The sequence below is a fragment of the Pseudomonas sp. MT92 genome, assembly GCF_058792515.1.
On record NZ_JBXAFA010000030.1, the window covers coordinates 19,412 to 30,995 of the forward strand.

Consider the following 11,584-nt stretch of genomic DNA (forward strand, 5'->3'; position numbering starts at 1 on the left):
GACCTCACTGTGATTTTCAGTTTTTTTGACTCGCCCTGTACTGCGAACGCGTTTCCTGAAACTTGTCCATCATTTTCAGGCCGGCATATACCGTTTGCGCCGCAGCCGGGCCGAGCGGGCCGCCATTCCATTCCAGGCCGTAGGCATCGAAAAGACGGTAACGATTGGTCTCGCCGCAAATGGCTTCGGCAATGACGCGCCCGCCGATAGGCGCCGTGTTCATACCATGGCCACCAAATGATGTACATGCCCATAGCCCCTTCCCGAGAGGGCCGATGTGAGGCATCTTGTGCCGCGCATAACCCATCAGTCCCGACCAGGCTTTTTCGATCTTGATGCCGCGCAATTGCGGATACACATCGAGGATGTCTTCGGTCAGCAACTGCCCCAGACGCTTTTCGTCCTGCAGGTTCCTGGTGGTGATACGACCGCCCCAGAGCAGTCGGTCACCTTCGACGATTCGGTAATAGTCTGAGGCCCGGCGATTATCACCCACGGCATCGGTGGTGCCTACCGCATCGGCCAGACGCTCGCCCAAGTGTTCGGTCAGCACCGCGTAGGTCGCAATGGGCAGAAAGGCGCGGCGTAATTTACCGAACTCGGGGCCGCCATAACCGCCGCAGCAGTACACCACGTTGGCGCAATCGACAGTGCCCCGGTCAGTGATGACTCGGTGTCGCCCGTTTCGACTCTCGACACGGGTCATCGGCGACTGTTCGTAAATCTTTGCCCCGTTGCGTTCAATCAGCCGGCCCAGGCCCAAGCAATAGTTCAAGGGATGGAAGTGAAATCCATGGGTATCGCGCAGAGCCTGGAAATACCGCTCCGTCTTGAGTTTTTCACGCACGGCCTGGCGATCCAGGTAGTCGAGGTGGAAGTCGAAATCCGTCGCCATCCTGTCGCGCAAACGCTTGAGATTATCGCCATCCTCGTAGCGAACCACGCTCAATTTTCCAGGCGTTGGCGAGCAACCTGGCAGTTGATGACGGGCGATCATGTCGCGAACAGTGTCGACACCTTCGAGCGACAATTTGAACAGGGCGGCGGCTGTCGCTTTTCCGCAGCGCCGCTCGATGGATGACAAACCTTCGGACCAGCCCTGAAGGACGAAGCCACCGTTACGGCCGGAGGCCCCCCAGGCAACACGGCCTGCCTCGAGCAGCACCACGGACTTTCCTCGTGAGACCAACTCCCAGGCCGTGCTCAGCCCCGCCAGGCCCGCGCCGATGACGCACACATCGGCCTGGACATTGCCTGACAGCGCCGCGCGCTCAGTCGTGTCGTTCATCGTGGCGGTGTAGTAATTGTTGTTATACGTGTACATGAAGTCCCTTGTCCTTCTTCGCGGCGCAGTCATACAGGGCGCCGCGTCTGGAACGGGCGCCTGCAATGATTGGGTTTATTGCTCTGGAATTTATTGCACCCGGATTTATTGCACCTGGGTGAGATCGGCGCCGTACCACTTCTCGGAAAGTTGCTTGAGCGTTCCGTCGGCTTTCATCTGCGCAATGGCCTTGCTCAATTCGCTATTGAACGCCTCATCGCCTTTATCCACGGCGATGGCCAGCGGTTCGTAATAAGCGGGTTTGCCTTCCACGCGTACGATGGGATAGCCATTCTTGACGGCCGCGACGACGGTTGGAAGCGCAGACAGGGTGGCGTTCAGTCGGACCCCGTTGCCCATACGCAAATCGTCCAGAGGGCCCATGCTGTCGCCATACGTCTTCACCTCGCCGGGCGTGACGTCGTAGGTGAACGCCGGCACATCGGCGGCGTCGATCTTGAGCCGGCGATTGATATAGTCCTCCGACGTGGTGCCTGCTTCGACGCCGATGATCTTGTCGTTCAGGTCCGCCGCCTTTGCCCCGGCTGCATCTTTGTGCACGGCAAATACATAGGGCGTGTAGTAGTAGATCGCGGGGAAGTCGAGGACTCGGGAGCGCTCGGTGGTTGGCGTCATCGAACCGACCGACAAGTCCCAGCGATTCGACCAGCGCCCTGCGGTGATGATCCCGTATTCGGGGGTGACGAAGTCGACCTTGCTACCCAGGCGGCGACCGATTTCGGTGGCGACATCGATATCAAAACCTTGCAACTTGTTGTCCGGCCCCAGGAACGATTGTGGTGGCCAGTTGGCGGCCGTGGCCACTTTGATCACCTTGGTTTCATGGATGCGGTCGAGGGTCGAGCCCGCCCAGGCGGCGCCTGAACTGATCGTGACGGCTGTGGCGATAGCCGCTGTGGTGAAGAAGCGAGTAATCGAGATCATGAGTAAGCCTCCAGGTAGTTGAGTGCAGGTCTTTGTTGTTTTTGTCGATGACGTTGGACGGTGTGACGATGCTGCTCAGTGGCTGAGAATCTGTGACAGAAATTCTCGGGCGCGTTCATGCTGCGGGTTCTCAAAAAACTCATTGGGTTTGGCCTGCTCGACGATACAACCCTGATCCATGAAGATGATCCGGTCGGCGACCCGCCGGGCAAACCCCATCTCGTGGGTGACGCACACCATCGTGATGCCGTCCTGAGCCAGCTCGCCCATGACATCCAGCACTTCCTTGACCATTTCGGGATCAAGTGCCGAGGTGGGTTCGTCGAACAGCAAGATGCGTGGTCGCATGCAGAGGGCCCGGGCGATGGCAACGCGTTGCTGCTGACCGCCGGAGAGCTGGCTGGGGTACTTGTCCGCCTGGTTCCCGATCCGCACTCGATCCAGGTACTCGTAAGCCAGTTGGCGAGCCTGCGACTCATCGAGCCTGCTCACCAGGCGCGGCCCCAGCATCAGGTTCTCCAATACCGTCATGTGCGGAAACAGATTGAACTGTTGGAAGACCATGCCGACCTGGCGCCGGATGCTGGCCACGCAGGCGGCATTGCGGGTCAACTCGATTCCGTCGATGAAGACTTTGCCTTTCTGGAAGTCTTCCAGCAGATTCAGGCAGCGAATCAACGTCGATTTTCCGGAACCCGATGGACCGCAGACGACCACTATTTCGCCGCTGGAAATGTGCAGATCGATGCCCTTGAGCACATGAAAATCGCCATACCATTTTTGCATCTCGTGAATCGATATGGCGGGATACGGGGCAATGAGTGCTGAAGCTGACGGCTGATTCATCGTAAGGCTCCTGATTCAGCGGTGGGCGCGATTGAAGTGCTTTTCCAGACGCGACTGAACGGTTTCCAGCACGATCGACAGCAGCCAATACAGCACGGCTGCGGTGATGAGCATTTCCAGGTGACGGAACTCGGCGCGTCCTTGTGTTCGCGCCAGGAACATCAGTTCCCAGACGCCGATCACGGACACCAGTGAGCTGTCCTTAAGCATCGAGATGAACTGGTTGCCAGTTGGCGGAATGATCAGGCGCATGGACTGCGGGAGAATGACCCGGGTCATTGTTTGAAATGGGTTCAGGCCAATCGCCCGGGAGGCTTCCCACTGACCCCGCGGGATGCTGCTGATCCCCGCACGGAAGATCTCCGTCATATAGGCGCCGTAGCAGAGCGAGAGCGCCAGAATCCCTGCCGGCACGGCGCCGACCACGTAGCCGAGCTGAGGAATGCCCAGGTAAATGAGATAGATCTGGATGAGCAGCGGAACACCTCGGAAAAACGAGGTGTAGAAGCTCGCGATGGCGATGGCGAAACCGTTGGAAGATAAACGCGCGGTCGCTCCCAGCAATGCCAGGACAAACGCAATGGCAATGGAAATCGCGGAGACGTAGACGGTGGTGAAAACCCCTTGGGTGATCATGAAGCCGACTTTGGTCGCGATGAAGCTGTAAGAAAGATTGAAGGTGTCGAAGAATAAAAGGAACAGCACCAGCAATTCGCACCAGACCGTAATGATCTGCGCCCGCAAGGGAAACCGCCCAAGGATGAACAGATTCAGTACGGCCGTGATGGTGAAGGTCCCCCCGACGGCGATGTCACGCGCCAGAGGAGCTTTCAAGTCGAGAACGATTGGCCCCATCAACGTGGAAAGACGGCCTTCACCTACACCGCAGACCAGCGTGATGATGAAAATGACTGCAGCGACTCCCCCCATGAACAGGGCGCTGTCAGTCATGCGCGCCTTGACGATATGGTCTTTGTACATGGCTTACGCTCCTTAGGGGTGTCCCTTTGTTGTAAGCCAATTATGAGTGTGCGAAATGCCGGGCGGGACCCGGCAGAATATTGGATTTATCGGTTTTTTCCGGCATATCGGTGGTTATGACCCTGACATCTGCTCAGGACTCCCGGCCATTCTGACGGCAAGGCTTTTTTGGATTGCGCCCGAGCGCCATCCCGAGCGCCATAAAGGAGGACCTGGATTTTATCGATCGCTGCAAGGCTTTTATCGACTGCGCACTCCTCCGGGTGATGACACGCGTCTGGCTGACTGAGTAGAAGCCATCGACGGGAACATCTTTCTCCGCGAGGCGATACACAGTTTCCCCATCATTGTTGGCTGGGCTTCGGTGACTCCTGTAGGTGATGCGTAATTTGCATCATCAGGTAACGAAGTCTCCGGTAGCATACCCTCAGTTATTCAGGAGCCTGGACCCATGGACACGAACACGATGCTGGCTTTTACCCTGGTCGCCGCGATTGCCATCGCCAGCCCCGGGCCAGCGACATTAATGGCGATCAACAACAGCCTCGCCCACGGACAACGCAGCACGATCTGGTCCTCGTTGGGCAATGCCACTGGCCTGTTCTGCCTGTCGGGGGCTGCAATGCTGGGGTTGGGGGCGCTGCTTGCCAGCTCCGAAGGGTTGTTCAACATGGTAAAGATTGTTGGCGCCGGGTATCTGTTCTACCTGGGGGTGAGGCAGTTGCTCAATAAGACGCCGCTGCTGGCTGATGGCATTCATGAGGGCCTGAGCCGCAGGCCCACACGGCTAAAACTGTACAGGTCGGCGTTTTTTACCGCGCTCTCCAACCCCAAGGCGACGCTGTTTTTTACGGCGTTATTCCCGCAGTTCATCGATCAAGGCGCAGCCCTGTTCCCACAATTCATGATCCTGACCGCGATTTTCATGGCGCTTTCGGTGTCGTCGTTGAGCCTGTATGCCGCGCTGGCCTCACGCGCCAAGGGCCTGCTGGTACGACCCGAGTTGTCCCGCTGGGTTAGCCGGGTGGTGGGGGTGACATTCATCGGGTTTGGCGCTGCGATTCTCGCTATACGCCGGCAGACGGCCTGAGACTTGAGTATCGGCACCTTTGGCAGGCACTTCTCGCAGAAGACCAGACTTAGAGCAAGTCCGCAGGCTGCATTGTGAGAATGATCTTCCCGACGTTTTCGGACGACTCCATCCTGCGATGGGCATCTGCGGCGCGTGACAGGGGGAAGGTACTGTCGACTACCGGCTCCAGGCATCCTCCCCCTTCGAACCGTTCAAGCCAATGCTCGCGGAATCGCTTGATCATGTCGTGCTTCTCCGGCGGGGTACGGGATTTCATGACCGTGCCGATGATTTGCAGATGACGGTAGAGAACATGCTCCAGCTCCAGGGCGACCTTCCCGCCACCGCCAAGGATGCCAACCTGGATCAGCCGCCCGCCGTTAGCGAGTGACGCCAGGTTGCGGGCGAAGTAAGGTTCGCCGACGAAATCGATGATGACATCGACACCCCGGCCATCGGTTTTGCCGGCGATGACTTCGGCGAAATCACTGTTCTTGTAGTCGATGGCGACATCGGCACCCAAATGCTCGACGCGGGATAACTTGCTGCCATCGGTTGTCGCATAAACCGTCGCACCTGTGGCGTAAGCGAGCTGCACCGCAGCGGAGCCAACACCACCCGCGGCGGCATGAATCAAGACCGAGTCACCTGGCTTGAGTCGAGCCAGATGCATCAGCGCCTCATGAGCGGTGACAAACACCTCGGGAATTGCCGCCGCGTGCACGTAATCCAGTTGAGCAGGAATTGGCATGGCCATGCGGTAGTCAATGCGTGCCAGCTCGGCATACGCCCCGCCACCCACCACGCCCATCACCCGCCCCCCCACTTCGAAACCAACGACGGCATTGCCTTTTTCGATGACCTCGCCTGCGATCTCAAGCCCGATGATGGGCGAATCTCCGAAATCAGGACGCCCGTAGCCACCGGTGCGATGCGTCAGATCCGCGTGATTGACACCTGCCGCATAGACCCGCACCAGCAAGTCGGCAGGGCGTACTAGCGGGTCGGGAACATCGCTCAACTTCAGTACGTCGGGGTTGCCGAATTCTTCAATGGTGATGGCTTTCATGGTTGCTTCGCCTGCGATTGAGTGAATGTGGCATTGGCAATGGCGGACGCGGTGATGGCGGCCGGGAAACCTGCATAGAACGCCAGGTGGGTGATCGCTGCGGATATTTCGTCATGGGTGACCCCATTGCTGACCGCGCGCCGCAGGTGCGCAGGCAGCTCTTCGGAGTGACCACCGGCAATCAACGCAGCCACCGTTATCAGGCTGCGGTCACGTGGAGACAGTGCCGGATCGCTCCAGATTTGCGGATAGAGCGTAGCGTCGACGAACTGCGCCAGCTTTGGGGTGAACGCTCTGGCCGCTTCACGAGGGCTGCTGAAATTGATGTTCGACATTTCGGGCGTCCTTAAATCTGGCTGATGAATTTGTTGGTCAGATAGTGTTCGATGCCTTCAATGCCGCCCTCTGAGCCATGACCGCTCTCCTTCATGCCGCCGAAGGGAAGTTCAGTAGCAACAATTCGGTATTGATTGATCCCGATCATTCCGGCCTCGAGGCCATCTGCGACGTCAATGGCGGTCCGGGCGTTGGCGGTAAAGGCGTAGGCAGACAACCCGTAGGGAAGGCGGTTGGCCTCTTCCAGGCCGTCGGCCAACGTATCGAAGGGCATCAAAATCGCGATCGGGCCGAAGGGTTCTTCATGCATGACCCGAGCGTCCATGGGCACATCAGCCAAAACGGTGGGCTGGAAGAAAAAGCCTTGTCCTGGCAGGCATTCGCCACCGGCAAGCACCCGCGCGCCTTTCTCGACGGCGTCAGCCACCAGTTCTTCCATCTTTGACAATTGCCTTGGGTTGGCGAGTGGCCCGACCTGAGTATCGGGATGCAGGCCGTTGCCGATTCTCAGGGCGTTGGTTGCCGCAACAAAGTGATCAGTGAACGCCTGATAAGCACCACGCTGGATCAGGAAGCGTGTTGACGAGATACAGACTTGCCCTGTCCCCCGGAACCGATTCGCCACGCCTTCCACTGCCGCCCTTTCAATGTCGGCGTCTTCAAACACCAGCACTGGGCCGTGGCCACCCAGTTCCAAAGTGATTGGCTTGACGCCTGCGGCTGCCCTGGTCGACAGCAGTCGCCCAATCGGTACGGAACCGGTAAAGGTCACCTTGCGAATGATCGGCGAGGCAATCAGGTGGCTGGAGACTTGATCCGGTACACCGAAAACGACTTGCAGAACGCCTTTGGGCAACCCCGCATCATCAAGGGCGCGAGCAAGGGCCAGCGCCGTGGAAGGGCTCTCTTCACCGGGTTTGAGAATGACGCTGCAACCTGCCGCCAAAGCAGCTGATAACTTGCGAGCCGGAGTAATGGCTGGAAAGTTCCAGGGCGTGAAGGCTGCGACCGGGCCGATAGGCTGGCGCTTCACCAGTTGCAACACGCCTGGGCGGTTGGCCGGCACGACGCGGCCATCGATGCGGCGGGCGCTTTCGGCGAACCACTCAAAATACTCTGCTGCACGCGTGACCTCGTCCATGCTTTCGCCAAGGGGTTTGCCCTCCTCCAGCGTCATCTGGGATGCGATGTGCGGCGCTCGCTCCAGGATAAGATCAGCGGCACGTTTGAGAATTTTTGCGCGTTGGTCCGGCACCGTCTGGCGCCACGTTTGGAAGCTGAGCCGGGCGACTTCAAGGGCGTGGTCAAGGTCGGCTGAAGTGGCCAGCGGCACACGTCCGATTTCACTTGCTGTAGCTGGGTTTATGACGGCTGCGGTGTCGCGCCCTTCAGCGCTGATCCACTCACCCCCAATGAAAAGATAGAGCGCGTCGTATGGCGTGTTCATCGATGTGGCCTTCACTTGATTGTCAGGAATCGGGCCGAAGCGCGCTGCGTAAATCCTCGCTTCGGTGGTTTACGACAGAGCCGGTTCAGGCGGCCCGTGCAATCAAGTCTATGGAGGGCGACAGGTTTGATTTAGATAGCCACGTGGGAATCATTGTTGTGTGCAGAGGGAAGATCACGCGCCGTCGTCGAGTTGTGTCCTCAACAGTCAACGTCCATGATGCGGGGTCGGTGGGTGGTGGCGTTGCGCTCACGAGCACTGAACAGCCTCAGTGGATTTTCTCTGTAATTTGAGCGTTAAACCGGTAGAAAAGGACGGTAGGGATGGACAAATTTTCAAATATGTCTGTGTTCGTAAAAGTCGTTGAGATGGGCACCTTCACTGCAGTGGCCAACCATCTGGACTCGACAGTCGGCAATGTGTCCCGTGCCGTTTCTGCGCTCGAAACAATGCTCGATGCCCGCCTGCTGCAAAGGTCCACTCGCCGCCTTTCCGTGACTGACGCCGGTCGACGATTTTACGAGCGCTGTACGGCAATCCTGGCCGACCTCGAAAACGCTGAAGCCGAAGCAAGTGATTCGATCCTGGAACCCAAGGGCACGCTACGGGTGCATAGCGTGCCCGGCCTTGCGCGTCATCTGGTGACCAGCGCCGTCCTTGAGTACCGCAAGGAGTTTCCGGCAGTCACAGTAGATTTGCTGCTATCCCAACGGATGCCGAACCTGCTGGAAGACCAACTGGATGTTTCAATTCTGATTGCCAGAACGCTGCCGGATTCAGCGTACGTCAGTCAAAAAATTGGGGTCAGTCATTGCGTGCTGGTCGCGTCCCCTGCCTACCTGGCACAACATGCACCGCCGGCGACGCCTGAAGACCTCAACGATCATCAGTGCCTGTTGCTGGGAACCGTTGATTACGCACGGGATGAATGGCAACTGAGAAGCAAATCCGGCACCGCCACTTTCGTACCCACCGGGCCGAGCTTTAGCGTAAATGATATGGATGCAATGGCAGTCGCCGTTCGATCCGGAGCGGGGATTGGCTTATTGGCCGGATTCTCGGCCATCGACGATCTGCGCTCGGGACAACTCGTGCGTGTTTTGCCGGAGTACCATACCTACGAGCGCAATGTTTATGCCGTTTACACGTCCCGACAGTTTGTCGATGCGAAGATAACCCGCTTCATAGAAACGCTAAAAGCACGGGTGGGTAGCCAATTGGCAGACACCGCAAGAGAGCTTATCGGTAGGTAACCGGCTCGAGACACTCGGGAAAGTCAGACCCTGAATGACACATCAGCCGTTTCACAATTTATTTCAGCAAAGGGAGTGACTCACATGGACGTTTCCAATCAATTGCAACCCTCAGAATGCGCCGGAATGGAGGACATCAGACGCGAGATCGATGCCCTCGACCGGGCCGTCATCAAGCTGTTGGGCAAGCGTTTCCAGTACGTGCTTGCGGCTTCGAAATTCAAGACCTCGGCGGCCTCGGTGCGTGCCCCGGAGCGATTCAATGCCATGCTCGCGACCCGCCGCGAATGGGCAGAGGCCGAAGGCCTGAGCCCGGATGCAATAGAAAAGTTGTATAGCGACTTGGTTAACCACTTCATTGCCGAAGAGATGAAACACTGGTCGGCGCAATTACCCACTACGTAATCCCGGATTATCGGACATCCAGCCTGGCGCACCGGGCGTGTCTCCGTGGTGCACCAGGTTGTGTGAAAACGCGGGCTGCCTGATGGCGCCCGCTTCGTTGGCAATCGGGCACCTGCGACGCCCTCGGGTTTTTCGCGAGCAGGCTCGCTCCTACAGGGGTATTGACCTGGACGCGGCGTTGTCACTTCGACGCGTTGCGCGGATCATCATGGCTATCGATGTATTCAAGCCCCAGCGGCCCCGTTCCGTAGACTTGCGAGATGTACTCCCCTGATTTCGCCCAATGAAAGTGCGGCGTATTGGCCGGGAGTATCACCACACTCCCCGGACCATAGGCCACCAGTTTGTCTGGATCGAAAACAGTGCCAAAGCCGATGTAGAACACACCGGACATGACGGTGTAGATACGATCTTCCGGATGGGTATGGGGCATTAATTTGATGCCATTGGGCACTTTGACTCGCACTACATAAGGTGCAGGTTTACTGGGGTCGCCGGCGATTACAGCGAGTTTCACTTCTTTCGGGAAAGCCGGAAAGTTGCGCCATTCCACGTCTTCATTATGCAAGGCACCGACTTTATCGAGTGGCAAGGGTTGTGCCTGGGCGAGTGGCATTGCCGCGCTTGCGACGAGCAGGGCGGCCAGCCCCGCCGTTTTGATCATGCTCTGAATCATGAGAGGCACCTTAACTGCGCAGAAGACAACATCGTCAGGCGGACTCTATTTCTGATTGGCTTTACTGATAACGGCATGATCGCGAATTACAGTTGATACCCAATGTAATCAATGTGCCGCCACATAGGCTTCGCCTCTTCATCACGCTCACCAGCGGTGTTCTGCTCGCCCTATCAATCCCGTCGATGTTCACAATCACCTCAATGAAGTTCTCTTAAAAATACCGCGGCGTAACATGGGCTCCATACCCAACAAACAACACCCCGGAGCACACGATCATGAAACGCCAAACCATCCTCAGCATCGCATTCTCGATCTTCGCCGTTAACGCTTTTGCCGCGACCTCTGTACAGCCTGTTGTCGCTGAAGGTGGCTCGGATCGTCTGATTGAAAGCCGTGTGGCTGAAGGTGGCTCGGACCGCCTGATCGAAAACCGCGTCGCCGCCGATGGTTCCGACCGCCTGCAAGGCAACACTGTCGCTGCCGATGGCTCCGACCGCCTGCAAGGCAACACCGTCGCTGCCGATGGCTCCGACCGTCTGCAAGGCAACACCGTCGCTGCCGATGGTTCCGACCGCCTGCAAGGCAACACCGTCGCTGCCGATGGCTCCGACCGCCTGCAAGGCAACACCGTCGCTGCCGATGGCTCCGACCGCCTGCAAGGCAACACCGTCGCCTGAAAACATCGTCTCACCGCAATATCCACAAAAAGCCCGGCCTGATCAGCCGGGCTTTTTCGTGTTCGTTGGTTATCCAGACAGCAGCACATGGCGCAAACACATAGTCGCTGATCACTTCAAAATCCCGGTTCGATCTCATACTTCCCGACGCGCTGCCACCGTCTACCATTGCCCTCGCGGACGCGTTACCCAGAAAGACGTCCTTTCTTGCCGGACGCTTACCGCCTCAAACCGCCGCACGCCTTGACCGTCTTTTGCAAATCACGAATACGTACTATTCGAATCTCATCGAAAGGCAGTACACCGAGCCTGCCTCGTTTGCAACGGCGCGCTCAATGCAGGCCCGCCGCTTTGCAGGCATCAATGAAGTTCGCCCCCTTCTTGTCCATCGCGGCTTTCACCAGTGCGTTGGCTTTTTGCAGCGCCGGGCTGGGCTTGGCCCATTGTTCGGGGGGCAGTGGTCGGGACCAGGCTTGCACGCTTTGCGGCAGGGTCGGGCGGCCCTTGCGGTGGGCCCACTCGGCGATCAGGTAGGGCATTTTCCAGAAGG

The 11,584-nt window shown here is 58.0% G+C and carries 13 protein-coding genes and 1 pseudogene; 5 read left to right on the top strand and 9 right to left on the bottom strand.

Going from position 1 to position 11,584, the window contains the following annotated elements; all coding sequences use genetic code 11:
- Positions 1–16: 16 nt before the first annotated feature.
- The 4 genes from AC1Q6D_RS32215 to AC1Q6D_RS32230 form a co-directional block, all read right to left on the bottom strand.
- Positions 17–1,324, bottom strand: coding sequence for an NAD(P)/FAD-dependent oxidoreductase (locus AC1Q6D_RS32215; protein WP_103406848.1), 1,308 nt, complete (start codon positions 1,322–1,324; stop codon positions 17–19).
- A 105-nt stretch (positions 1,325–1,429) separates the two neighbouring features.
- Positions 1,430–2,269 carry a transporter substrate-binding domain-containing protein gene (locus AC1Q6D_RS32220; RefSeq protein WP_047527816.1) on the bottom strand — a complete coding sequence of 280 codons (840 nt, stop codon included), beginning with the start codon at positions 2,267–2,269 and terminating at the stop codon, positions 1,430–1,432.
- A gap of 75 nt (positions 2,270–2,344) precedes the next feature.
- Positions 2,345–3,115 (bottom strand): amino acid ABC transporter ATP-binding protein, encoded by a 771-nt coding sequence (locus AC1Q6D_RS32225; protein WP_103406849.1) that lies wholly within the window; start codon positions 3,113–3,115, stop codon positions 2,345–2,347.
- Between the two features lie 15 nt (positions 3,116–3,130).
- On the bottom strand, positions 3,131–4,096 hold the full coding sequence (locus AC1Q6D_RS32230; protein WP_047527814.1) for an amino acid ABC transporter permease: 966 nt from the start codon (positions 4,094–4,096) through the stop codon (positions 3,131–3,133).
- A gap of 55 nt (positions 4,097–4,151) precedes the next feature.
- On the opposite strand from AC1Q6D_RS32230, the gene AC1Q6D_RS32235 reads away from it, so the two are divergent.
- Positions 4,152–4,385 carry a hypothetical protein gene (locus AC1Q6D_RS32235; RefSeq protein ID WP_492618502.1) on the top strand — a complete coding sequence of 78 codons (234 nt, stop codon included), beginning with the start codon at positions 4,152–4,154 and terminating at the stop codon, positions 4,383–4,385.
- Positions 4,386–4,547: 162 nt separating this feature from the next.
- Positions 4,548–5,186 carry a LysE family translocator gene (locus AC1Q6D_RS32240; protein WP_047527813.1) on the top strand — a complete coding sequence of 213 codons (639 nt, stop codon included), beginning with the start codon at positions 4,548–4,550 and terminating at the stop codon, positions 5,184–5,186.
- Between the two features lie 49 nt (positions 5,187–5,235).
- On the opposite strand, the gene AC1Q6D_RS32245 is transcribed toward AC1Q6D_RS32240, so the two are convergent.
- The 3 genes from AC1Q6D_RS32245 to AC1Q6D_RS32255 are packed head-to-tail and all read right to left on the bottom strand — an operon-like array spanning position 5,236 to position 8,020.
- Positions 5,236–6,237, bottom strand: coding sequence for an NAD(P)H-quinone oxidoreductase (locus AC1Q6D_RS32245; RefSeq protein WP_492618503.1), 1,002 nt, complete (start codon positions 6,235–6,237; stop codon positions 5,236–5,238).
- Entirely contained in the window at positions 6,234–6,572 is a 339-nt protein-coding gene (locus AC1Q6D_RS32250) for a carboxymuconolactone decarboxylase family protein (RefSeq protein WP_047527810.1), read from the bottom strand. The genes AC1Q6D_RS32245 and AC1Q6D_RS32250 overlap by 4 nt, the downstream gene beginning before the upstream one ends.
- 11 nt (positions 6,573–6,583) lie before the next feature.
- Positions 6,584–8,020 carry an NAD-dependent succinate-semialdehyde dehydrogenase gene (locus AC1Q6D_RS32255; protein ID WP_103406906.1) on the bottom strand — a complete coding sequence of 479 codons (1,437 nt, stop codon included), beginning with the start codon at positions 8,018–8,020 and terminating at the stop codon, positions 6,584–6,586.
- Between the two features lie 323 nt (positions 8,021–8,343).
- Here AC1Q6D_RS32255 and AC1Q6D_RS32260 point away from each other — a divergent pair, with 323 nt between their 5' ends.
- Both AC1Q6D_RS32260 and AC1Q6D_RS32265 read left to right on the top strand, forming a co-directional pair.
- A complete protein-coding gene (locus AC1Q6D_RS32260; protein WP_103406907.1) occupies positions 8,344–9,273 on the top strand; it encodes a LysR family transcriptional regulator in 930 nt (309 codons plus the stop codon).
- A gap of 84 nt (positions 9,274–9,357) precedes the next feature.
- Positions 9,358–9,678, top strand: coding sequence for an isochorismate lyase (locus tag AC1Q6D_RS32265; RefSeq protein WP_103406908.1), 321 nt, complete (start codon positions 9,358–9,360; stop codon positions 9,676–9,678).
- Between the two features lie 181 nt (positions 9,679–9,859).
- Here the strand turns inward: AC1Q6D_RS32265 and AC1Q6D_RS32270 are convergent, their stop codons facing one another.
- Entirely contained in the window at positions 9,860–10,354 is a 495-nt protein-coding gene (locus AC1Q6D_RS32270; RefSeq protein WP_103406909.1) for a cupin domain-containing protein, read from the bottom strand.
- A 278-nt stretch (positions 10,355–10,632) separates the two neighbouring features.
- Here AC1Q6D_RS32270 and AC1Q6D_RS32275 point away from each other — a divergent pair, with 278 nt between their 5' ends.
- A complete protein-coding gene (locus tag AC1Q6D_RS32275; protein WP_492618504.1) occupies positions 10,633–11,034 on the top strand; it encodes a hypothetical protein in 402 nt (133 codons plus the stop codon).
- 332 nt (positions 11,035–11,366) lie between these two features.
- Here AC1Q6D_RS32275 and AC1Q6D_RS32280 read toward each other — a convergent pair.
- Positions 11,367–11,584, bottom strand: a pseudogene (locus AC1Q6D_RS32280) (hypothetical protein); the annotation flags it as partial.